The following is a 22260-nucleotide window of genomic DNA, read 5'->3' as shown; positions in this document are numbered from 1 at the left end:
ACGGCGGAGGGGCCCACCGGTTCCTCCGGTGGGCCCCTCCGCCGCCGACGGTGCGCGGCTCCCGCGTTCCGGCGGCGTCCGCCGGCCGGGCGGAACCGCCGTCGCGGGCCGCGTGCGCGCCCGCCCGCCGCCCGGGTCACACCCGGGGCAGGCCGAACTCGTCGTCCAGGGCCGCCAGCTCCTCCTCGAACCGGCTGCGCAGGGCGGCCTTGCGGTCGGCGGGGAGCCAGCTCGCCTCCACCCCGGCCAGGGTCATGGCGCGGAGCCGGTCCGCGGTCGCCCCGATGTCCTCGGACATGATCCGGTACTCGGCGGCCAGGCTCGTCGGGAACATCCCCGGGTCGTCGGAGCAGGGGACGACGTTCAGCCCCGCGTCGAGCATGGCGCGGATCGAGGCGCGGCGCCACGGACGCCACGAGCGGCGCGAGGTGGTGGAGGCGACGGTGAACGCGACCCCCTGCTCGCGGAGCCGCTCCACGACGGCGTCGTCCTCCAGGACGTAGTAGCCGTGGTCGATGCGGTCGCAGCCGAGCAGGTCGAGGCAGGTGATGGTGTTGACCGCGGTGGGGACGTGCTCGGAGGAGTGGGCGGTGCGTCCCAGCCCCGCCCGGCCCGCGAGGGCGTACGCCTCGGCGAAGCGCTCGGGCGGTCCGGCGGTCTCCAGGTTGTCGAGCCCGATCCCGGCGACGTACTCGTGCGGGTGGTCGACCACCTGCCGCACCAGGGCGAGGGCGTCCTCGCCGCTCCGGCTGCGGTCGATGCCCTGGATCAGGAAGCCGCTCATGCCGAAGTCGCGCTCGGCCATGCGGATGCCCTCGGCGTAGGCCTCGACGCAGCCCGAGTAGCCGAGCCCGGCCAGGTGCGCGGGCGGCGCGTCGAAGAAGAGCTCCAGGTGGCGGGTGGAGCTGGTCCGGTGCGCGTCCTCGAAGGCCTCGTAGACGATGCGGGTCAGGTCGTCGGCGTCGCGCAGCACCTCCGTGACCCAGCGCGAGACCTGGAAGAGCGAGTAGGACACCTCCGGCTCGTCGGGGGACCTGTCCTGGGGGACGGGGATGCGCGTGTTCCGGTACAGGTCGGGGTCGGGCGGCAGCGAGTTGATGTCGGCGTACACGCGCTCGGGCTCCGCCGGCAGGTCGAGACCCTCCCTCCTGGCCAGCTCGGCGAAGGTCGACGCGCGCACGGTCCCGATGAGGTGGCAGTGCAGCTCCGCCTTGGGCATCCTGGCGACGTAGTCGGCGGGAAGGCTGTGCGGGGTGTTCATGGGCTCCCGGTCTGGTTGGAAACGGGTGGTACGGGTCGGGCCCCGCTGCGCGGATCGCGCCGCGGGGCCCGTGGGCGGCGCTCTCAGCCCGCGGTGACCTCGCGGGCGAAGCGCTCGACCCACTCGCCGCGCGTGGGGACGAGCTCGGCGGGGTCGAGGGTCCCGTAGCCCGCGGCGATCGGGTCGTCGGCGACGTCGCCGACCACGTCGGTGATCGTGGCGGGCACGGTGGCGTCGGGGTGCACCGGCATGTCCCCGACCAGTTCGGCCGAGGCGGTCTGGGCCTCGGGCGACAGCAGGTAGTCGACGAAGGCGTGCGCGTCCTCCGCGTGCGCGGCGCCGACGGGGATCATCGCCCGGTTGGTGGCCATGTAGGACCCGCTGGCGGGCGGGGTCCAGGCGACCGGCTCACCCGCGGCGACCATCTCCGTCGCGAAGCCGCTCAGCGCGTCGGCGGCCACGATCTCGCCCTGGGCGAGGAGGTTGGTGACCTCCGTCGTCGACGTGTAGAACTGGAGCACGCCGGGGGCCCAGCCGCCCAGGGTGTCGAGGGCGGTATCGATGTCGTAGGGGCCCTCGCCGTAGGTCTCGGCCACACCGGAGACCATCAGCTGGCCCGCGGTGACCGAGATGTCGGGCAGGGCCAGCCGCCCGGCGTGGGCCTCGGAGCCGTAGAGCCCCCAGTCGGCGGCCTCCTCGGCCCCCAGCTCGTCCGTGTTGTAGAGCGTGCCGTTGAGCTGGTAGCTGTACGCCGGACCGGAGTAGCCCTCCTCGACGGCGAAGTCGGCGATCTCCGCGAGGTGGGGGACCTGCTCGGCGTCCACCTCCTGGAAGAGCCCGCCCTCCTGGCCGAGGGCGGCGTAGTAGTCGGAGATGAGGACGACGTCGGACCCGCCCCCGCCCTCCAGGTCCAGCTTGGAGAGGCGGTCGGAGTTGGAGCCGGTGTCGAGGACGACCTCGATCCCGGTCGCCTCCGTGAAGGGGTCGACGACGGCCTCCTGGAACTCCTCCACCCCGAACGGGAAGGTGCTCACGACGAGGGCGTCCGCGCTCTCGTCGTCCGAGGAGGAGCAGCCGGTGAGGACGACCGCGGCCGCGACGCCCGCGGTCAGGATCGGGCCGGGGCGGCGGATGGCGTGGGACATGGCGTGCGGTTTCCTCTCGCCGGACGCCCGGCGGATCCGGGCGGTTCGGAGCGGGCCGGGGTTCCGGTCCGCGGGGGACGGGGTCAGTCGGGCAGGCGCACCAGGGCGCCCTCCCGGGCGTCGACGGTCACCTCGCCCCCGGGCGAGAGGCCCTCGGCCGCACCGCCGCGCACGTCGCAGAGCAGGCGCACGGCCGCGCCGGTGTCGTCGGTCGCGTCCACGGTGACCAGGAGGTCGGCCCCGCGGTAGGCGATGTGGGCCACCGTGCCCCGCAGGAGCAGCCCGCCGGGGCCGGCCGGGGCGTCGGCGTCCGCGGCCCCCGCGGCGACGCGGAGGTTCTCGGGCCGGACCGTGAGGGTCCGGCCCTCGGCGTCGGCGAGGAAGTTCTCGTAGCCCAGGAACTCGGCGACGAAGCGGTTGGCCGGAGCGGGGAAGACCTCGCGCGGCGGTCCCTGCTGCATCACCCGCCCCGCCCGCATGAGCACCATGTCGTCGGACATCTCCAGTGCCTCGTCCTGGTCGTGCGTGACCAGGACGACGGTCAGGCCCGTCTCCGCCTGGATGCGGCGGATCTCGGCCCGCATCTGCACGCGCAGGCGCGCGTCCAGGTTGGAGAGGGGCTCGTCGAGCAGCAGGAGCTTGGGGCGGATCGCGATGGCGCGGGCGAGGGCCACGCGCTGCTGCTGGCCGCCGGAGAGCTTCTTCGGCCTGTTCCCGGCGAGGTGGGCCAGGCCCACCAGCTCCAGGGTCTCCATGACCCGGCGCCGCCGCTCCTCCTTCGCGACCCGGCGGAGCTTGAGGCCGTAGCCGACGTTGTCCGCGACGGTCATGTGCGGGAAGAGCGCGTAGGACTGGAAGACCATGCCCAGGTCGCGCCGTTCCGGCGGAACGCGCGTGCAGTCCCGTCCCGCGATCCGGATGGTCCCCGCGGTGGGCCTGGAGTACCCGGCCAGCATGCGCAGGCTCGTGGTCTTGCCGCAGCCGCTGGGTCCGAGGAGCGTCGTGAGCCGCCCCTCGGCGATGGTCAGGCTGAGGTCGTCGACCGCGGTGAAGTCACCGAACTTCTGGCTGACGCCGACGAACTCGGCAGCGCTGGTCATCGGTTGATACCTCCGAAGATCTTGGCGAAGCCGACGGTGCGTTCGGCGATGACGGCGAGGACGACGGTGCCCGCGAGGATGAGCGTGGCCATCGCCGCGACCATGGGGTCGTAGCTCTGCTGGACGTAGTCGAGCATCGTGACGGGCAGGGTGCGGAACTCCCGGGTCTGGAGCAGCAGGGAGAGCGGCACGTTGTTGAAGGAGGTGACGAAGCTCAGGAGCGCGGCCGAGAAGATCCCCGGGCGCAGCAGCGGCAGGGTCACCGTCGCGAAGGTCCTCAGGGGCGAGGCCCCGAGCCCCCGGGCGGCCTCCTCGACGTGCGGGTCGGCCAGCGCCAGGGACGCCCCCGTGACGCGCACCGCGTAGGGGACCATGAGCGCGGTGTGCCCGAGCGTCAGCGCGGTGAGGCTGTCGAGCCCGAACCCGATCATGAGCTGCTGGTAGAGGGCGAGCCCCACCACCAGTTCCGGGACGATGAGCGGCGACAGGAACAGACCCTCGACCAGGCCCTTGCCGGGGATCCGGCCCCGGTGGATCGCGACGGCCACGGGCACGCCGATCAGCAGCGCGAGCGCGGTGGCCAGCGCCGCCAGCTGGAGGCTCGACACGAGCGCGGTGAGGAAGGGCTCGTAGCCCAGCGCCTCCTCGAACCACCGGGTGGAGAGCCCCTCCGGCGGGAAGCGGAGCGTGCTGCCCGCGGTGAACGCGGTGACGACCACGAACAGGATCGGCACGAGCATGACGACGTATCCGGCGACCGCGAGCGCGGCGGCGACGGGGCGGCGGGTGTTCACGCTGTGGCCCCCTTGCGGCCGAAGGCGGAGGACAGGCCGGAGACGAGGAAGACGAGCACCGTCATGACGAGCGCGGTGGCCGAGGCCGAGGCCCAGTCCACCGTGACGCTGGAGTAGGCGTAGAGCTGGGTGGCGAGCATGCGCTGGCCCGAGCCGCCCAGGAGGTAGGGCGTGGTGTAGGCGGTGACGGCGCCGGCGAAGACCAGGGTGGCCGCCACGACGATGCCCGGCGAGGAGAGCGGCACCACGACGCTCCAGAAGGTGCGGACCCGGCCCGCGCCCAGCCCCCGGGCGGCCTCGTCGAGGCCGGGGTCGACCTGGGCGACCGCCGAGTAGCAGGAGATGACCGCGAGCGGCAGGAACAGCTGGGTGAGGCCGAGGACGATGGCGAGCTCGGTGTAGAGCAGCTGCGGCGCCCTGTCCACGAGTCCCGTCGCGACGAGGGCCTGGCCGACGGCGCCGTTCGCGCCCAGGATGACCAGCCACCCGAAGGTGCGCACGACGTTGCTGAGGAGCAGCGGGAAGATCGCGAGCGCGAGCAGGACACCCGCCCAGCGCGAGGTGGAGCGGGCCAGCAGGTAGGCGATCGGGAACCCGAGCCCGACGCAGAGCGCCGTCACGATCAGCCCCAGGCGGACCGTGCGCCAGATGATGCGCAGGTCGTAGGGGTCCGTGAGCATCCGGCCGAGCCGGGCGAAGACCTCCGCAGCTCCCGTGCCCGGCGGGGAGAAGAGCATCAGCAGCGTCGGGACGAGGAACCCCACGAGCAGGAAGGCCAACCCGGGCACGAGCAAGAGGGCCGACTTGCGTGAGTGCACGGCCTTCCTCCTTCGGGCGTGATGAAACCGGTTGCACAACCGGTTTCACACACCCTAAGGTGCGAAGACGCGTCCACGCAGCATCATCCGTGTAAACACCGTGTAACGACCTGCGAGACCCGGTGGCCGAGCCCGTGCCCCGCGACCGGGCTAGGGTTGACCGACGAGACCTGGAGGCGAATCCGTGCCCACTCTGGCCGACGTGGCCGCGCTCGCCGCGGTGTCGAAGGCGACCGCGTCCCGCGCGCTGAGCCGTGAGGAGCTGGTGGCCCCCGAGACCGCCGCCCGGGTCAGGGCCGCGGCGAAGCAGCTGGGGTTCGTCCCCAACCGCGCCGCACGCCAGCTCGCGCGGGGACGCACCGGCATCGTCGCCCTGGTGGTGCCCACCCTCGACAACAGCTTCTTCACGCCCATCATCGGCGGCGCCCAGGCACGGGCGGGGGAGGCCGACCTCCAACTCACCGTGGCGGTGCACCCCCTGGACTCCCCGGACGCGCCGGGGGCCTTCACCCGCCTGGCCAGCCAGGTCGACGGCTTCGTCGTCGTGGCCCCGCGCGGACCGGACGACGTGGTCCGCGCCGCGGGGGAGCTCAAGCCCACCGTGCTGGTCGACCGCGAGATCGAGGGGATGACCTCGGCCGTGGCCGACACCGCGACCGCGTTCGGCTTCCTGGTGTCGCGCCTGGTGGACGACGGCCACGAACGGATCGTCTACGTCGGCGGACCGGCGGGCTCCTGGCAGGACCGCCAGCGGACGGCCGCCGTCACCTCCGCCGCCTCCGGCCGCGCCGAACTGACCGTCCTGGGACCCCACCCCTCCACCTTCGCCGCGGGGGTGGCGGTCGCGCCCTCCGTGCGGGACTCCGGCGCGACCGCGGTGGTGCCCTACGCGACCGCCATCGGGCTGGGCCTGATGTTCGCTCTGGCCGCCGAACCCGCCGGACGCCCCGTCACGGTCAGCTCGGAGCGCATGGTCGTGGAGTCCCTGGCGATGCGCGGCGTACCGGCCATCGACGTCGACGGCGCCGAACTCGGCCGTGAGGCCGCGGACCTGCTGCTCGCCCGGATCGCCGCCGACCCCCGGCACCCCCTCCCGGCCGAGCGCCGGCGCCTGCCCGTGCCGGTGCGCTGGCCCGACACCGCGGAGCCCGTGGACGCGTGACCCGGGACGGCTTCCCCGTCCCGGCCGCGGAGCGCCGCAGGGTCCGCCACCGCGGCGGCGGTGGCGGACCCTGCGGCGCCCGGACGGAGGACGGCCCCGCCCCGGGCGCCCCGTCCCCGGTCAGACGTCCGGGTGGACGCCGCGCGGGGTGAACACCACCTCGCGCGCCCGGCTCGGGGTGACCGCGCCGCGCAGGGCGGGGTCGGTGAGCAGGACGACCGGCGCGACGCGGTTCGGCGAGACCGGGTACCACTCGGCCAGCGCCTCCTCGATGACGGCCCAGGCCTCGTCGCCGGCACCCCGCGCCACCAGGCCGCGGGCCCGGTCCAGGGCGCGCTCGAAGGCGGGCGGCTCCGGGGCCCGGCGGGAGGCGAGCAGGGCGTCCCGCTCCTCGTCGGTCGACGGCAGCTCGAATCCCGTCGCCCCGCCGCCCAGCGCGCGGACCGCGAAGGCCGTGCTCCCGTGGGCGTCCAGTCCGGCGCTGTACAGGTAGAGCGGAAGGGCCTCGGACTCGATCTGCCCGACACCGACCTCGGCCACCACGTGGGGCCGGTGCAGGAGTCCGCGCAGCTCGTGGTGGATCCCGTTGACGTCGAGGAAGGCCGAGAGCACCGCCCTGAGGTAGGCGGCGGCGCCCGACCCCTTCTCCTCGGCCTTGCGGAAGGTCTCCATCGCGTCGGTCACCCGGCCGCGCAGCGCCGCCGCGCGCCCCCGGGCCAGGAGGTCCTCGGCGCCCTCCGGGCGCACCGGCCGGCCCTCCGACCCGCTCAGCTCCTCGAACGAGGCGCGCTCGGCGACGACCAGGTCCGCGAAGGAGCGGTGGCGCTCGCCCAGCCCGGGGTACCAGCTCGCCCACACGTAGGCCGCCCACTCTCCGTCGGGGGAGACGTCCCCCGCGTCGAGCAGCCAGGTCTGCGCGTCGCTGGCGCCGGAGACCACGAGGAACGGGCCGACCAGTCCGTCCTCCCTCAGCTCCTCCTCGTCGAGCATCGCCTCGTCGTGGAAGTCGTCCGCCCAGCCGGCCTCGTCGGCGGAGAGGAGGGCGTACATGAACATGCCCATCCTGGTCCAGCCGTCGGAGGCCCCGAGGAACGACCTGTAACTGGGCGGCAGCGGGGTCCCGAGCCTTTCCTCCAGGGCCGCGATCCGCTCCTCGGAGGCGCCCTCGTAGCCCAGCCAGGACGCGGCGCGCTGTTCGCCGGTCGTCTCCACGAGCTCGCCCGGCTCCAGGACCCGCAGCATGTCGGCGCTGTACTCGGCGAGGAAGGACCGCCAGCTCCCGACGGTGTTCGGGGCGCCCTCCACGAGCTCGGCGGCGATGCCCGCGTACGGCGCCGGCGCCTCCCCGGCCGCGTAGCGGTGGCCGGTGAACGCCTCGTACGAGCGCCTGCCGGAGAAGAACCGGACCCGGCACAGCTGGGTCTCGCCCCCGCCGGAGTTGCGGGTGATCTCCAGCCTCAGGAACCGGTAGGACTCCTCGGAGGCCTCGCCGGTCACGTGGAAGTCGCGGGCGTGGTGCCGCTGCGGGAAGGTCTCGTCGGCGCGCGCGTCGAGGTCCACCCACGTCCGGCCGTCCTGTGAGCCCTGGAGCACCCAGTCCCGGGGGTCGCGGTCGGCGAAGTCGTTGGCCGACTCCAGCGCGTAGTGCCGGACCCGGACGGGCTCCTCCATGGTGAACTCCAGGAAGTCGGCGTCCCGCCAGGAGAGCCACTTGGCGGCCGTCGCGTCGAGCACGTTGAGGGCGACCTCGCCTGCCCTCGCGTGCTCGTTCCCCGCCCGCACCTCGCGCACCCGGTCGGTGATCTCGACCATCGAGGCGGACTCGTCCAGGTCCACGGAGCGCAGGAGGACCGAGCCGCCGCCGCCCTCGCGGTCGGCCCAGCCGAACCGCGAGACCGGCGCCCCGCCGTCCTCGACGAGCAGGCGCAGCTCCTCGTCCGCCCGGCCGCCCGCGACCAGGAAGCGGTGGGGGCCGGCCGAGGTCCGCTGCACCAGACGGCCCCGCCACTCGTAGGAGGTGCCGTCCGCGGCGACCCGCAGGCCGACGAAGGCGGTCATCCCGGGGTCGAACCCGATCACCGCCTCGGCGCCGTCGACGTCCCGCCAGTCGAGTCGGGCGAGCGGCACGGCCGGACCGGCCTCGAACCCGACGACCAGTCCGTGGTCGGAGGTCCACCGCCCCGTCCCGCTCCTCTGCCGTTCGGTGAGGAAGACGAGGGCGGGCATGTGCTCCGGCATGAGGGCTCCAAGTGAGGGGAGGAGGGGAGGGGTGCTGTCCGGCTGCGCGGACGACCGCGCCCCGGGGACGGGGGAAGGCTACGCGCGCGGGCCGACAGTCGGAGCCGCGCGGAACACACGGCCGCTCCGGGGTTCCCGGCCGCTCCGGCGGGCGCCGCGACGGCGGGGCGGCTGGGCAGCTGGGCAGCTGGGCAGCTGGGCTTGACCATGCCGTAGGGGCATGGTTTTCCATGGGTACCGTCGGCGCGTCCGCGCCGGGGGGCGCGAACTTCGAGGAGGGACGGGCATGGCCTGGAGCACCCGGCAATTGGCGGAGCTCGCCGGCACGAGCTTGCGGGCGGTGCGGCACTACCACGAGGTGGGCCTGCTGGAGGAGCCGGAGCGGCGCTCCAACGGCTACAAGAGCTACGGGGTGGCGCACCTGATACGGGTCCTGAGGATCAAGCGCCTGTCGGAGCTGGGGTTCTCCCTGGCCCAGATCGCCGACATGGGCGAGGCCGAGTCCTACCCCGACGAGGCGCTGCGGAGCCTGGACGCCGAGCTGGAGGCCACGATCGAGCGGCTCCAGCGGGTGCGCCTGGAGCTGGCCCTGGTCCTGCGCAAGTCGGCGCCCACCGAACTCCCGCCCGAGATGGCGCTCGCCACCGCCGACGTGGACATGAGCGAGGCCGACCGCTCGTTCGTCGTCGTCATGACGCGGTTGATGGACCCCGCCGCGATGAGCTCCTACAGCGAGGCGCTCAAGGACCGCCGGGTCGTCGAGGAGGAGTCCGATTTCGACGCCCTGCCCGAGGACGCCGACGAGGAGACGCGCCGCGAGCTGGCGGAGCGGCTCGCCGGCCCCGTCCGCGGCCTCCTCGCCGACCACCCCGTGCTGGGGGACCTGAACAGGATCGCGCCGAAGCGCCCCCGGTACGCCGCGGAGACGAGCGTGACCGCGCTCAAGGACCTCTACAACCCCGCCCAGGTCGACGTCATGATGCGCCTGGGGAAGATCCTGCGGGACGACCCGCCCGCGTCCTCGCGGGACGAGGGGGCCTGACGGCGCCCGCGCCCGGCGCGGCACGGGAGGCGTGCCCGCCGCCGGGGAGGGTCGACAAGTGGACGGATCGACGTGTCGGCCCGGCGCCTTGCCGGCTCGGGGACTTGTCGGCGCAGGTGAACGGAGGCCGTGCCGTCCGGGGGCCGCCCCTGTCCCCCGTGCGAGCGACAAGCAGGTGTCCACCGTGTGGTGACGACGCCGACCCGCCGCGTCCGTAGCGTTCTCCCCAGTCGCCGCGTTCCGTCGGGCCGCGCGGTCCGTGCCGCGGTGAACGGCGCCGACGCCCCTGGCGACGTCCGCCCCCTCAACCCGTTCCTCTGGAGGACCCCATGCCCCGCACCGTCCGGGCGACCGCCCTGACCGCACTGTGCTGCACCGTCGCCGTCACGGCGCTCACCGGATGCGGGCCGCTCTCCGACGTGCGGTCCGGCCTGGACGAGGTCCGGACCGACCTGGAGACCGCCGCCGAGGACGTGATGACCGACGGAGAGCTGTTCACGGGAACCAAGACGCTCGAGGTCGGGGGCGGCTCCGTGAACGTGTCCTGTTCCGGCCTCCCTGCGGACGACCGGCCGGTCGTCGTCCTGATGGCCGGGATGGGCGACGGGCTGGACACCATGGCCGACCTCCAGGAGACCCTGAGCGACGGGGACCGGGTCTGCTCCTACGACCGGTTCGGCGAGGGCGCGAGCGACCAGCCGGAGGGCCCCCAGAGCATCGCCGACGTCGGCGAGACCCTGACCGCCGTCCTCGACGACATCGCCGGCGACGGCCCGGTCGTCCTGGTCGGCCACTCGCTGGGCGGGCTGATCGCCGCCCGCTACGCCCCCGACCACCAGGACAGGGTCGCGGGACTGGTCCTGCTGGACGCCACGTCCCCGACGATGCTCGACGACATCACCGGCGTGATCCCCGAGACGGCCACCGGACCGGGCGCCGAGGTGCGCGCCCAGAACCTCGCCGTGTTCGAGGGTGAGAACCCGGAGCAGATCGTCATCGAGAGCAACCCGGAGGTGCGCTCCGCCGGGGACATCCCGACGGAGATCATCCAGCACGGGGTGCAGTACCTCGGGGAGATCCCCGAGTACGGCGCCGACCTGGAGCGCGTGTGGGCCGAGGGCCAGGAGAAGTGGAGCGGGGTCTCCGGCCTCAGCGAGCTCAGCACCGCCGAGGAGAGCGGTCACTACATCCACGTCGACCAGCCCGGGATCGCCGTCGAGGCCGTCCGGCGCGTCACGGACCAGGCCGCCGCCTGACGCCGGGCGTCCGCCCGGCCGCGCCGCGGCCGGGCGGGCGGGCCGGAACGTCCCCGCCGGAACCGCGCCGCGTGTGCGGCGCGCCCCCGCCGGGGACGCCGGCGCGGCCGCCCCCGCCGAACGCGCCGCCCTCCGCACCCGGGTCGGCGTGTCGATCAGGGCACCTGTCGACACGGCCGCTTGTCGACACGGCGACATGACGACCCGTCGATGCGGATCCCCCGCCACAGCCGGATCAGGCCGACCGCGGACCCGCACACCGACGTTCACGACGACAGCACGGTGGAAGCGCTCGAGCGGCTCGGAGGAAGCATCGGCGGAGGATGGGACCGGCCCGGATAAAGGCTCTACGAGCAGCTGATGCCGTACTTTCCAGCAGTACGCAAAAGGCCCCCCGGGTGACCGGGGGGCCTTTTCGTGGGTGGGCGTACCAGGACTTGAACCTGGGGCCTCATCCTTATCAGGGATGCGCTCTAACCGACTGAGCTATACGCCCTCGTTCCGAGGAAACTCTACCGCACCCACCGCACCCGGGCGAACCGGATACCTGACACGGAAGCGAAGGGAGACGCGGCCTCCGCGCCCCTCTTCACTTCCCATTTTACCCCTGGCCGGGAGTGCTCCGTACGCGCTTCGGCCCGGCCCTCCGGGGGAGGGCCGGGCCGGCGCCAAGGGCCTACTCGGCCTCGGACAGCGTCACGTCCACGCCGCCGACCAGGTCGGCGACCAGGTTGTAGACCATCGCGCCCACGGTGGACAGCGCCGTGATCAGCACGATGTTCAGCGCGCCGACCACACCGGTGTAGCCGAGCACGCGTCCCGGCGAGAACCACGCGGCCGGGTTCAGACCGAGCTCGCCATCACCGCCGTCGCCCTCCAGGAGGGCGTCGATCATGCTGGTCAGCTCCTCGAAGACGCCCAGCATCGACAGCGTCGCGTAGATGACGGCGATCGCCACGAACAGGACGATGAAGCAGACCAGGGAGACGACGAAGCTGAACTTCATCACCGACCAGGGCTCCACACGGGAGACCGTCAGGTGCGCCTTCCTGCTGGACAAGGTGGCCTTCACGGCGTTCGGGCCCTCGGGCACCGAGGCCTTCGTTTCGGTCACTGGCGTTCCCCCCGCCTCAGCGCGGTCCTCCGTCACGGGCTCCTCCTCCGCCGGCTCGGCCGGCGCGGACACGGGGGCGACGGGCTCCTCGACCGCAGCCGGGGCCTTCCCGGACTCCGGCTCCGCCTCGGGCTCGGCGGGGGCCTTCGCGTCGTCTCCGGACTCCTCGACGCCCTCGCTCGCGAGCGTCCCGGCGGTCCCGGTGACCTCCGCCCCGACAGTGTCCCTCTCGGCCGTCTCCATGTCCTCGACCCCGGCGGTTCCTGCCGTGTCCGAGTCGGATTCGTTCGTGGTGGTGTTCCGCTGGTTGTCAGACATAGAAACGTTACCGCTGGACTTTCGTTGAGAACGGGTGTTTGAGGCGCTCGGACCCCGTGGGGTTCGCGAAGCGAACCCCACGGTCCTTATCGGGCTTAACGCGCAGTCTAGGCCTCAGGGTTGCGATCCCCGTCGACCGCGTTTCCGTCCGTGTCGGCGGTGGCCTCGGCGGCCTCCGCCACCTCGGCGGCGACGGCGTCGGCCTCGGCCTCTTCCGCGGCCTCGGCGTTGCGCGCCACCGCCACGATCTTGTTGCCCTTGTCGAGGTTCATCAGACGGACGCCCATGGTGGTGCGGCCCGACTGCTTGACCTCGGCGGCCCCGGTGCGGATGACGCCGCCCCCGGACGTGATCGCGAAGATCTCGTCCACCTCGGGGTCGACCATCATGGCGCCGACCAGCTTGCCCCGTGCCTCGACGACCTTGGCCGTCAGGACGCCCTTGCCGCCCCGGTTCTGCACCGGGTACTGCTCGGAGGGGGTGCGCTTGGCGTAGCCGTTCTCGGTGGCGACCAGGACGTCGGTGGAACCGTCGTCCGGGCGGATGACGTCCATGCTGAGCAGGTAGTCGCCCTCCAGGAACCGCATGCCGATCACACCGCTGGTGGCCCGGCCCATCGGCCGCAGCGACTCGTCGGAGGCCGGGAAGCGGATCGCCTGGGCGTCGCTGGAGATGAGCAGCAGGTCGTCGTCGGGGAAGACCAGGCGGGCGGCGATCAGCTCGTCCTCGTCGCGGAGGTTGATCGCGATGATGCCCGCCGCGCGCGCCGAGTCGAAGTCCTCCAGGCGGGACTTCTTGACCAGGCCCTCACGGGTGGCGAGCACCAGGTAGGGCGCGGCCTCGTAGTCGCGCAGCGCCATGATCTGCGCGATCTCCTCGCCCGGCTGGAACGGCAGCAGGTTCGCCACGTGCTGGCCGCGCGCGTCGCGCGCCGCCTCCGGCAGCTCGTACGCCTTCGTCCGGTACACCCGGCCCTGGTTCGTGAAGCACAGGATCCAGTGGTGGGTGGTGGTGACGAAGAAGTGCTGGACGATGTCGTCCTGCTTGAGCTGGGCGCCGCGCACGCCCTTGCCCCCGCGCTTCTGCGCCCGGTAGTTGTCGATGCGGGTGCGCTTGGCGTATCCACCGCGGGAGATCGTGACGACCACGTCCTCCTCCGCGATGAAGTCCTCCATGCGCATGTCGCCCTCGAACGGGATGATGTGCGTGCGCCGCTCGTCGCCGTACTTCTCGACGATCTCCCTGAGCTCCTCGCGGATGATGCTCCGCTGGCGGACGTCCGAGGCGAGGATGTCGTTGTAGTCGGCGATCTGGGACATCAGCTCGTCGTACTCGGCGGTCAGGGCGTTGCGCTCCAGCGCGGCGAGCTTGCGCAGCTGCATGTCGAGGATCGCGCGGGCCTGGATGTCGTCGATCTCCAGGAGGCTCATCAGGCCGGTGCGCGCCTCGTCGGCGGAGGCGCTGGCCCGGATGAGGTTGATGACCTCGTCGATGCGGTCCATGGCGCGCAGCAGCGCGCGCAGGATGTGGGCCCGCTCCTCGGCCTTGCGCAGCAGGTACTTGGTGCGCCGGACGATGACCTCGACCTGGTGCTTGACCCAGTGGCGGATCATCTGGTCCAGGCGCAGGGTCCGCGGCACGCCGTCGACCAGCGCGAGCATGTTCGCGCCGAAGGTCTCCTGGAGCTGCGTGTGCTTGTAGAGGTTGTTGAGGACCACCTTGGCGACGGCGTCGCGCTTGAGCACGATGACCAGCCGCTGGCCGGTCCGGCCGCTGCTCTCGTCCCGGACGTCGGCGATGCCGGTGATCTTGCCGTCCTTGACGAGGTCGGCGATCTTCAGGGCGAGGTTGTCCGGGTTGACCTGGTAGGGCAGCTCGGTGATGACCAGGGTCTGGCGTCCCCGGCGGTCCTCCTCGACCTCGACCACGGCGCGCATGGTGATGGAGCCGCGACCGGTGCGGTACGCCTCCTCGATGCCGCGCTTGCCGACGATGAGGCCGCGGGTCGGGAAGTCGGGGCCCTTGACGCGCTGGATCAGCGCGTCGAGCAGCTCCTCGTCCCCGCTCTCCGGGTTGTCGAGGTACCAGTTGACCCCGTCGGCGATCTCGCGCAGGTTGTGCGGCGGGATGTTGGTGGCCATACCGACCGCGATACCCGAGGAGCCGTTGACCAGCAGGTTCGGGAACCGGGCCGGGAGGACGACGGGCTCGGAGGAGCGGCCGTCGTAGTTGGGCCGGAAGTCGACGGTCTCCTTGTCGATGTCCCGGAGCATCTCCATGGCCAGCGGGGCGAGCTTGCACTCGGTGTACCGCATGGCGGCGGCCGGGTCGTTGCCCGGGGAGCCGAAGTTGCCGTTGGGGTCGACCAGAGGCATCCGCATGGACCACCACTGGGCGAGGCGCACAAGGGTGTCGTAGATGGCGCTGTCGCCGTGCGGGTGGTAGTTGCCCATCACGTCGCCGACGACGCGGGCGCACTTGAAGTAGCCGCGGTCGGGGCGGTAGCCGCCGTCGTACATCGCGTAGAGCACGCGCTGGTGGACGGGCTTGAGGCCGTCGCGGACGTCGGGGAGGGCACGGCCGACGATGACCGACATCGCGTAGTCGAGGTAGCTGCGCTGCATCTCGACCTGGATGTCGACGGGCTCGATCCGGTCCGTCGTGCGCGGGAGCGCCTCCACCGTGGAGTCCGCTCCCTCAGGGGCGTCCGGGTTGTTCGCATCCGTCACGGATGTCGATCCCTTCTACGAAGCTTGTGTTGAGCGTGGTTCACTGCCCGGGACCTCGCCCCGGGCCCGGTCCCTCTAGATGTCCAGGAAGCGGACGTCCTTGGCGTTGCGCTGGATGAAGGCGCGCCGGGACTCGACGTCCTCGCCCATGAGCACGCTGAACATCTCGTCGGCCTGGGCCGCGTCCTCCAGGCTGACCTGGAGCAGCACCCGGCGGTCGGGGTCCATCGTGGTGTCCCACAGCTCGTTGGCGTTCATCTCGCCCAGGCCCTTGAATCGCTGCACCATGTCGCGCGGGCGCGGGTCGCGCTTCCCCTCGGCGATCCCGGCCTCGATGACCCGGTCCCGCTCGGCGTCGGAGAAGGCGTAGCTCGCGTCGCTGCCCTTCTGGTCCCACTTGATCTTGTACAGGGGCGGCGCGGCCAGGTAGACGTTGCCGGCCTCGACCAGGGGCTTCATGAAGCGGAACAGCAGGGTCAGCAGCAGTGTGCGGATGTGCTGTCCGTCGACGTCGGCGTCGGCCATCAGGATGACCTTGTGGTACCGCAGCTTCTCGGCGTCGAACTCCTCGTGGATGCCGGTGCCCAGGGCGGTGATGATCGCCTGGACCTCGTTGTTCTTGAGGATGCGGTCGATCCGCGACTTCTCGACGTTCAGGATCTTGCCGCGGATGGGCAGGATGGCCTGGTTGTGCGGGTTGCGCCCGCCCTTGGCGGAGCCGCCGGCCGAGTCGCCCTCGACGATGTAGACCTCGCACTCCTCCGGGTTGGTGGACTGGCAGTCCGACAGCTTTCCGGGGAGGGAGGTGGTCTCCAGCAGGGTCTTGCGACGGGTGAGGTCGCGCGCCTGCCGGGCGGCGACACGGGCCCGGGCGGCCTGGCTGGCCTTGGACACGACGTCCTTGGCCTCGCCGGGGTTGCGCTCGAACCAGTCGCGCAGGTGCTCGTTGGTGACCTTCTGGACGAAGGACTTGGCCTCGGTGTTGCCGAGCTTGGTCTTGGTCTGGCCCTCGAACTGCGGGTCGGCGAGCTTGACCGAGATGATCGCGGTCAGACCCTCGCGGATGTCGTCGCCGGTGAGGTTGTCGTCCTTCTCCCGCAGCAGCTTCTGGTCGCGGGCGTACCGGTTGACCAGTGTGGTGAGCGCGGAGCGGAAGCCCTCCTCGTGGGTGCCGCCCTCGGCCGTGTTGATCGTGTTGGCGAAGGTGTGCACCGACGAGGTGTACGACTGGTTCCACTGCATGGCGACCTCGACCGCGATGCCGTCGCCCTCTTCCTCGAAGGAGATGATCGACGCGTGCGCCGGCTCCTTCTTGGCGTTGATGTGGCGGACGTAGTCCGAGAGGCCGTCCTCGTAGTGGAAGGTGTTGACGGTCGGGCCGCCGTCGGTGTGCTCGGGCCGCTCGTCGCGGATGGTGATGGACAGCCCCTTGTTGAGGAAGGCCATCTCCTGCATCCGGCGGGCGAGGGTCTCGAACGTGAACGTCGTCGTCTCGAAGATGGAGCCGTCCGGCCAGAACGTGATCTGGGTGCCGGTCTCGTCGGTCGTCTCGCCCTTGACGAGCTCGCCCGTGGGCGCGGTCATCTCGTAGTGCTGGCGCCACACGTGGCCGTGCACGCGGATCTCCACGTCCAGTGCCGTGGACAGCGCGTTGACGACGGAGACGCCGACGCCGTGCAGACCGCCGGAGACGGCGTAGGACTTGCCGTCGAACTTGCCGCCCGCGTGGAGCGTGGTCAGCACGACCTCGACCGCGGGGCGCTTCTCCACGGGGTGGAGGCCGACCGGGATGCCGCGCCCGTTGTCGGCCACCCGCACCCCGCCGTCGGCCAACAGGGTGACCTCGATGGCGTCGGCGTGCCCGGCCAGCGCCTCGTCGACCGAGTTGTCGACCACCTCGTAGACAAGGTGGTGCAGGCCCCGCTCTCCGGTGGAACCGATGTACATTCCGGGGCGCTTGCGAACTGCCTCAAGCCCCTCGAGAACCGTGATTGAACCTGCGTCGTAGGCCAAGTGGGAACACCCTCCTGCTGGGGACGCCTGCCGGCCGTGGCCGGGCGGACGACGGTTGGCCCTCGGCACGGTGATCGAAGGGCCGAGATGCCGCGACACCTGGGGGATCACCGTTCGCCGCACGGGCCGTCCGCCCACCCTCTCCTGGGGGCGTGGTACCGGCTACAGGCGTCTGAAGAACCGTCTCCATGATACCCCGCGCGGTACGACAAAGTGGCATTGGCGGCCCTGTGCCGCATCACAACGAACGTTCAGGGAGGGAGCCGACTCCCTACACGCGGGAGGGGTCTCCCGCAAGTCCCGGCGCGCTTCAGTGGCGTTGGGCCGGACGTCGGGGACGTGCCGCCCGCCCCGGATCGCGCACCCCGCACCACGTACCCCCGGTAGCACACCACCCCCGGGAGGACCGCGTTCACCTGCGGCTATCCACAGCCTGTGGACGGTCCGGGCCTCCCCCTCCGCGGAGCGGGAGGCCCGGAAGGCCGTTCAGCGGCGCCGGAAACCGGGGCCCCGGACCTTGATCGCGACGACCGTCCCGTCGCCCAGCTCCTCGTTGAGGCGGCGCATCAGATCGCGCACCATCGCTCGTGCGTGGGCTGCCATCGTCGGCGAATCGGCCACCACGACCAGTTCGCCCTCCGAATAACTTTCGGGGCGCAGATGCTCGGCATTGAATTCGCCCACGATGTCCGACCAGCGGCCGAAGACGCCCCCGATCGCCACCTGTTCCTGCCACCCGTGCTCGATGAGCCAGGTCCGCACGGCCTCGCCGAACAGCTGCGGCTCGTTGCGTGACCGCATCCGGCCACGCCTCCGCGAACGCTGGGATCCGCGGGGGACGGCGCCGCGGTCGCGCGCCTCGGCCCTGGCCCTCGCGAGAGCCTGGCGCGCGAGGTCGGCCCCGGACGCCACGGGCTCGGCGGGCGCCGCGGGGACGGGCGGGGAGGACGGTGCGGACGGAGCCGGGTCGGGGGGCCGGAGTGCTCCGTCCACAGCCTGTGGACGGAGCGCGCCCCCGCCGAGGACCGATGCCCCCGCCCCCGGGCCGGGGCCCGGGGATCCGCCCGGCGTGTCCACAGGCTGTGGACGGTGGTCACTCACCCTCGACGGCCCCCTCGCGCACTCCGAACCGCGCCCCGTCCAGCTCCTCGGGGATGTCCTCGGCGACGGCGGCGGTCACCAGGACCTGCTCGGCGTCGCGCACGCGCTCGGCCAGCCTGCGGCGCCGCTCGCTGTCGAGCTCCGCGAACACGTCGTCCAGGATCAGCACCGGGTCGTCCCCGTCCGCTCTCAGCAGCTCGAACGCGGCGAGCTTGAGGGAGAGGGCGTACGACCAGGACTCGCCCTGGCTCGCGTACCCCTTGGCCGGCATGTCGCCGAGCTGGAGGTGGAGGTCGTCGCGGTGCGGCCCCACCAGGCTGATCCCGCGCTGGAGCTCCTTGTCGCGCGCCTCCGCCATGGCCGCGCGAAGGGCGTCCGCGAGCCGGGGGCGGTCCTCGGGAAGCCCGGCGCCCTCCGGCGCCGCGGAGCTCCGGTAATGGGGGACCGCCGGCCCGCCCGAGTCGGTCAGCCCGGCGTAGGCCGCACCGATCCTCGGTCTCAGCTCCTCCACCAGTGCCAGCCGCGCCGCCAGCAGCTCCGCCCCCGCCTCGGCCAGGTGGTCGTCCCAGACCTCCAGCGTGCTCAGGTCGGGCGCCGCGCGCTGCTTGAACATGCGACTGGAGGCCGACTTGAGCAGCGCGTTGCGCTGCTTGAGCACCCGGTCGTAATCGGAGCGCACCCCCGCCATGCGGGGCGTGCGGGCCACCAGGAGGTCGTCCAGGAAACGGCGCCGCTCACCGGGGTCGCCCTTGACCAGGGCCAGGTCCTCCGGCGCGAACAGCACCGTGCGCAGGATCCCCAGGACGTCGCGCGGCCGGCCGGCCGCGGCCTGGTTGATCCGGGCGCGGTTGGCGCGGCCGGGGTTGAGCTCCAGGTCCACCACCATGGACCGGTCGTCACGGACGACCTTGGCCCGGACGATGGCGCGGGGCGCGCCCATGCGGACCAGCGGGGTGTCGGAGGAGACACGGTGGCTCCCCAGGGTGGCCACGTAGCCGATCGCCTCGACGAGGTTGGTCTTGCCCTGGCCGTTGGACCCGACGAACACGCTCACGCCCGGAGCCAGCTCCAGCAGCGCGGACTCGTAGGAGCGGAAGTCGGCCAGTTGCAGGTGGGATACGTACATCCGGCCTTCCTCCTGGGGCTGGAGCGCGGACTTCGGGCGGAGAAGGGTGCGGTGGTCCCGGGGACGGGCACGAAGGCGCGTCCCCGGGGAGGAGCGGTGCGGGAGCCCCGCACCCGGGCGGGCGGCGTACGGCACGGACCGTGCCGGGGCGCGGGCGCCTCGGGCCCGGGGGAGAGGGGCGACGGCCTAGGGCTCGTCGTGGTCGTCGGCGGCGCCGGCCTTGGTGACGGCGTGGCCGCCGAACTGGTTGCGCAGCGCGGCGACGACCTTCATCGCGGGGCTGTCGTCCTGGCGGGAGGCGAACCGGGCGAAGAGCGCCGCGGTGATCGCCGGGGCCGGGACGGCGAGGTCCACGGCGGCCTGGACCGTCCAGCGGCCCTCGCCGGAGTCCTGGGCGTAGCCGCGCAGCTCCGCCAGGTCCGGGTCCTGCTCCAGGGCCCGGGAGAGCAGGTCGAGCAGCCACGAGCGCACGACCGTGCCCTCGCGCCAGCTCTCGAACGTGCCGGGCACGTCGTCCACGACGTCGGAGGCGGCCATGAGCTCGTAGCCCTCGGCGAAGGCCTGCATCATGCCGTACTCGATGCCGTTGTGGACCATCTTCACGAAGTGGCCGGCGCCGACGCCGCCGGCGTGCACGAAGCCGCCGCCCTCGTCGGGGGTGAGGGAGTCGAAGACCGGGCGCGCCCGCTCGATGTCGGACGCCGCGCCGCCGACCATGATGCCGTAGCCGTTCTGACGGCCCCAGACCCCTCCGCTGACACCGGCGTCGACGTAGCCGACGCCCCTGGCCGACAGGGCCTCGGCGCGGGTGCGGTCGTCGACGTAGTGGGTGTTGCCGCCCTCGATGACGAGGTCGCCCGCCTCCAGGAGGTCGCCGAGTTCGGCGACGGTGGCGGAGGTGGGCTCCCCCGCGGGGACCATCACCCAGACGGTCCGCGGAGCGGCCAGTCGGCCGACCAGCTCGGCCAGGGTGTCGACGTCGCGCTCCTGCGAGGCGACGTCGTAGCCGATGACCTCGTGGCCCTTCTCCCGGAGCCTGGCGGCCATGTTGCCGCCCATCTTGCCGAGACCGATCATGCCGATCTGCATCGTTGTACTCCCCTTCGCCACCTGCGGATGGAAGCCGACCGGCCCGGGGCGGAAGCCGCGGGCCGGGTCCGGCGGACGCCAGTCAATCGAACCTGTCCGGATCAGCCGGGCTGGCGCACCGGCATGATCAGGTAGCGGTACTCGGGGGCCGAGCCCTCCTCCGCCGGCTTCCCGGTGAGGATCGACGGCTTGGTCGAGGTGGTGAAGTTCATGCGGGCGACGTCGGTGCCGATGGCGCCGAGCCCGTCCAGCAGGAACCCGGAGTTGAAGGCGATCTGGATGTCGTCGCCGTCCAGATCGGCCTCCAGGACCTCGACCGCCTGGGCCTCCTCGCCGGTACCGGCCTCCAGGACCAGCTGGCCCTGGGTGAAGGAGAGTCGCAGCGGGGTGTTGCGCTCGGCGACGAGCGAGACGCGCTTGACCGCCTCGACGAACTCGGCGCGCCCCACCTCGGCGACCGAGTTGAACGTGTCCGGCAGGAGTGCCCGGTACTTGGGGAACTCGCCGTCGAGCAGGCGCGTGGTGGTGCGGCGGCCGCCGCCCTCGAAGCCGATCATGCCCTCGCCGGAGTCGCTGCTGGCGAGCGCGATGGAGATCTCGGCGCCGGAGGTCAGCGACTTGGCGGTGTCGTGGAGCGTCTTGGCGGGGACCAGCGCGACCGCGGAGAGGTCGGGGTTCTCGGGCTTCCAGGTCAGCTCGCGCACGGCCAGGCGGTAGCGGTCGGTGGAGGCGAGCGTGATCGTCTCGCCCTCGATCTCGACGCGGACGCCGGTGAGCATCGGCAGGGTGTCGTCGCGCCCGGCGGCCACGGCCACCTGGCTGACGGCGGCGGCGAAGGCGTCGCTGCCGATGGTCCCGCTCACACCGGGCATCTCCGGGAGCGTGGGGTAGTCCTCGACCGGCATGGTGTTCAGCGTGAACTTCGCGCTGCCGCCGGTGACGACGACCTTGGAGCCGTCGGTGGCGACCTGCACAGCCTGGGGAGGGAGGTTGCGGGTGATCTCGGCGAGGAGCTTGCCGGTGACCAGGACCTGGCCGGGCTCCTCGACCTCGACGTCGACCGCCGCCTGGGTGGACACCTCGTAGTCGAAGCCGGACAGGCGCAGCTGCTGCCGGCCCTCGAACTCGCCGGCCTCCAGCAGGATGCCGACCAGGACCGGCACCGAGGGGCGCGTCGGCAGTGTGCGCGCGGTCCAGGCGACTGCCTCGGCCAGGACGTCGCGTTCGACCCGGAACTTCACTTTCCGACTCACTTTCCGCACGACCGGCAGTACCGGTCGAAGCCTCAACGTTGCAGCTCGTGGGGTGTCTGTGGGTCTGCCGGAGTACTCCGTCGACAGGGCTGTGGACAGCGCCTGGGAGCCGGCTCGGATCCCGTAGGGGCCACCGCTCGGATGTGGGCGGCGGAGGACAGGGGCGAGACCACACGTTACCCGGATTCCTCCCCTGCCGCTGACAGCTCGGCACCGGTCTGTCGTCGCTGTCGTCTCGGGGCTTTGTCCACAGATTTTCCGCGAAGCTGTTGTGAAGCCACTCTTGGGTTAATGAAGGTGCGCCGTAGTAGTAGGGCCTGTGGATAGTGTGGATAACCATCATTGTCGCAGGTCAGACTGCGAATTTTTGTCCACAGGTCCTGTGTGTAACCCTGTGCGTAAGTCGGGCCCCTTGTGGACAACCGAGGGGCCCCTCGGGTTGTCCACACCGCGTCCACAGGTTCGTCCACAGGTTTTCCCCAGCTTGTCCACAGTGGGGCGGGGTGTGGACGGGAAGGGGTCGGCTTCGGCGTCCACAGAGAAGGGGTGGGTTACCCACAGCTTCGACGCGGTTGTCCACAGCTTGTCCACAGGGTTGTCCACAGATTTCGACCCTCTCCTGTGGATAACTTCCGCGAGAATCCGCCAAAGTTTTTTTCCGACACCCTCCACAGACCACCCGAACGCGGACAAAGAGTCTG

Annotated in this window: 16 protein-coding genes and 1 tRNA gene; 3 read left to right on the top strand and 14 right to left on the bottom strand. The window is 72.0% G+C overall.

From position 1 onward, the window contains the following. Window positions 1–136 precede the first annotated feature (136 nt). The 5 genes from ACFQBR_RS21870 to ACFQBR_RS21850 all read right to left on the bottom strand — a co-directional run bounded on the left by ACFQBR_RS21870 (window position 137) and on the right by ACFQBR_RS21850 (window position 5118). A complete protein-coding gene (locus ACFQBR_RS21870; protein ID WP_344179167.1) occupies window positions 137–1261 on the bottom strand; it encodes an adenosine deaminase family protein in 1125 nt (374 codons plus the stop codon). 83 nt (window positions 1262–1344) lie between these two features. Next, entirely contained in the window at window positions 1345–2406 is a 1062-nt protein-coding gene (locus ACFQBR_RS21865; RefSeq protein ID WP_267947369.1) for an ABC transporter substrate-binding protein, read from the bottom strand. Window positions 2407–2489: 83 nt separating this feature from the next. Continuing rightward, window positions 2490–3506, bottom strand: coding sequence for an ABC transporter ATP-binding protein (locus ACFQBR_RS21860; RefSeq protein ID WP_267947368.1), 1017 nt, complete (start codon window positions 3504–3506; stop codon window positions 2490–2492). Beyond that, window positions 3503–4300 carry an ABC transporter permease gene (locus ACFQBR_RS21855; protein ID WP_344179170.1) on the bottom strand — a complete coding sequence of 266 codons (798 nt, stop codon included), beginning with the start codon at window positions 4298–4300 and terminating at the stop codon, window positions 3503–3505. The genes ACFQBR_RS21860 and ACFQBR_RS21855 overlap by 4 nt, the downstream gene beginning before the upstream one ends. Beyond that, a complete protein-coding gene (locus ACFQBR_RS21850) occupies window positions 4297–5118 on the bottom strand; it encodes an ABC transporter permease (RefSeq protein ID WP_267947366.1) in 822 nt (273 codons plus the stop codon). The genes ACFQBR_RS21855 and ACFQBR_RS21850 overlap by 4 nt, the downstream gene beginning before the upstream one ends. A 184-nt stretch (window positions 5119–5302) precedes the next feature. On the opposite strand from ACFQBR_RS21850, the gene ACFQBR_RS21845 reads away from it, so the two are divergent. Then, complete coding sequence (locus tag ACFQBR_RS21845; protein ID WP_267947365.1) at window positions 5303–6280, top strand: LacI family DNA-binding transcriptional regulator; 978 nt, start codon at window positions 5303–5305, stop codon at window positions 6278–6280. 120 nt (window positions 6281–6400) lie between these two features. Here the strand turns inward: ACFQBR_RS21845 and ACFQBR_RS21840 are convergent, their stop codons facing one another. Continuing rightward, the gene (locus ACFQBR_RS21840; RefSeq protein ID WP_344179173.1) at window positions 6401–8518 is read right to left on the bottom strand and encodes an SMI1/KNR4 family protein; all 2118 of its coding nucleotides are present in this window, start codon (window positions 8516–8518) and stop codon (window positions 6401–6403) included. A gap of 286 nt (window positions 8519–8804) precedes the next feature. Here ACFQBR_RS21840 and ACFQBR_RS21835 point away from each other — a divergent pair, with 286 nt between their 5' ends. Together ACFQBR_RS21835 and ACFQBR_RS21830 are read left to right on the top strand one after the other, a co-directional pair. Then, window positions 8805–9560 (top strand): MerR family transcriptional regulator, encoded by a 756-nt coding sequence (locus ACFQBR_RS21835; RefSeq protein WP_344179175.1) that lies wholly within the window; start codon window positions 8805–8807, stop codon window positions 9558–9560. 329 nt (window positions 9561–9889) lie between these two features. Beyond that, a complete protein-coding gene (locus ACFQBR_RS21830; RefSeq protein WP_267947362.1) occupies window positions 9890–10816 on the top strand; it encodes an alpha/beta fold hydrolase in 927 nt (308 codons plus the stop codon). A 422-nt stretch (window positions 10817–11238) separates the two neighbouring features. Here the strand turns inward: ACFQBR_RS21830 and ACFQBR_RS21825 are convergent. From ACFQBR_RS21825 to dnaN, 8 genes are all read right to left on the bottom strand, one after another. Then, window positions 11239–11312 (bottom strand) — tRNA-Ile (locus tag ACFQBR_RS21825). Window positions 11313–11492: 180 nt separating this feature from the next. After that, window positions 11493–12248 carry a DUF3566 domain-containing protein gene (locus ACFQBR_RS21820; protein ID WP_344179178.1) on the bottom strand — a complete coding sequence of 252 codons (756 nt, stop codon included), beginning with the start codon at window positions 12246–12248 and terminating at the stop codon, window positions 11493–11495. 107 nt (window positions 12249–12355) lie between these two features. Next, the gene (gyrA, locus tag ACFQBR_RS21815; protein ID WP_267947360.1) at window positions 12356–14977 is read right to left on the bottom strand and encodes a DNA gyrase subunit A; all 2622 of its coding nucleotides are present in this window, start codon (window positions 14975–14977) and stop codon (window positions 12356–12358) included. A gap of 75 nt (window positions 14978–15052) precedes the next feature. After that, window positions 15053–16990 carry a DNA topoisomerase (ATP-hydrolyzing) subunit B gene (gyrB, locus tag ACFQBR_RS21810; RefSeq protein ID WP_267947359.1) on the bottom strand — a complete coding sequence of 646 codons (1938 nt, stop codon included), beginning with the start codon at window positions 16988–16990 and terminating at the stop codon, window positions 15053–15055. A gap of 486 nt (window positions 16991–17476) precedes the next feature. After that, window positions 17477–17983 carry a DciA family protein gene (locus ACFQBR_RS21805; protein WP_378554266.1) on the bottom strand — a complete coding sequence of 169 codons (507 nt, stop codon included), beginning with the start codon at window positions 17981–17983 and terminating at the stop codon, window positions 17477–17479. Between the two features lie 100 nt (window positions 17984–18083). Further along, the gene (gene recF, locus ACFQBR_RS21800) at window positions 18084–19217 is read right to left on the bottom strand and encodes a DNA replication/repair protein RecF (protein ID WP_267947358.1); all 1134 of its coding nucleotides are present in this window, start codon (window positions 19215–19217) and stop codon (window positions 18084–18086) included. 186 nt (window positions 19218–19403) lie between these two features. Beyond that, window positions 19404–20306, bottom strand: a complete 903-nt coding sequence (gnd, locus tag ACFQBR_RS21795; protein ID WP_267947357.1) for a phosphogluconate dehydrogenase (NAD(+)-dependent, decarboxylating) — start codon at window positions 20304–20306, stop codon at window positions 19404–19406. Window positions 20307–20407: 101 nt separating this feature from the next. Beyond that, the gene (gene dnaN / locus ACFQBR_RS21790; protein ID WP_267947356.1) at window positions 20408–21547 is read right to left on the bottom strand and encodes a DNA polymerase III subunit beta; all 1140 of its coding nucleotides are present in this window, start codon (window positions 21545–21547) and stop codon (window positions 20408–20410) included. Between the last annotated feature and the right edge of the window lie 713 nt (window positions 21548–22260).

Source organism: Nocardiopsis tropica (assembly GCF_042660575.1).
Classification (GTDB): Bacteria; Actinomycetota; Actinomycetes; order Streptosporangiales; family Streptosporangiaceae; genus Nocardiopsis; species Nocardiopsis tropica.
This window is presented reverse-complemented; position numbering and strand designations above follow the sequence as displayed.

What these genes read in the sequence shown, in the direction of transcription:
- ACFQBR_RS21870 (WP_344179167.1), bottom strand. Translation starts at nt 1,261, where the DNA reads ATGAACACCCCGCACAGCCTTCCCGCCGACTACGTCGCCAGGATGCCC.
- ACFQBR_RS21865 (WP_267947369.1), bottom strand. Translation starts at nt 2,406, where the DNA reads ATGTCCCACGCCATCCGCCGCCCCGGCCCGATCCTGACCGCGGGCGTC.
- ACFQBR_RS21860 (WP_267947368.1), bottom strand. Translation starts at nt 3,506, where the DNA reads ATGACCAGCGCTGCCGAGTTCGTCGGCGTCAGCCAGAAGTTCGGTGAC.
- ACFQBR_RS21840 (WP_344179173.1), bottom strand. Translation starts at nt 8,518, where the DNA reads ATGCCGGAGCACATGCCCGCCCTCGTCTTCCTCACCGAACGGCAGAGG.
- ACFQBR_RS21835 (WP_344179175.1), top strand. Translation starts at nt 8,805, where the DNA reads ATGGCCTGGAGCACCCGGCAATTGGCGGAGCTCGCCGGCACGAGCTTG.
- ACFQBR_RS21830 (WP_267947362.1), top strand. Translation starts at nt 9,890, where the DNA reads ATGCCCCGCACCGTCCGGGCGACCGCCCTGACCGCACTGTGCTGCACC.
- ACFQBR_RS21820 (WP_344179178.1), bottom strand. Translation starts at nt 12,248, where the DNA reads ATGTCTGACAACCAGCGGAACACCACCACGAACGAATCCGACTCGGAC.
- recF (WP_267947358.1), bottom strand. Translation starts at nt 19,217, where the DNA reads ATGTACGTATCCCACCTGCAACTGGCCGACTTCCGCTCCTACGAGTCC.
- gnd (WP_267947357.1), bottom strand. Translation starts at nt 20,306, where the DNA reads ATGCAGATCGGCATGATCGGTCTCGGCAAGATGGGCGGCAACATGGCC.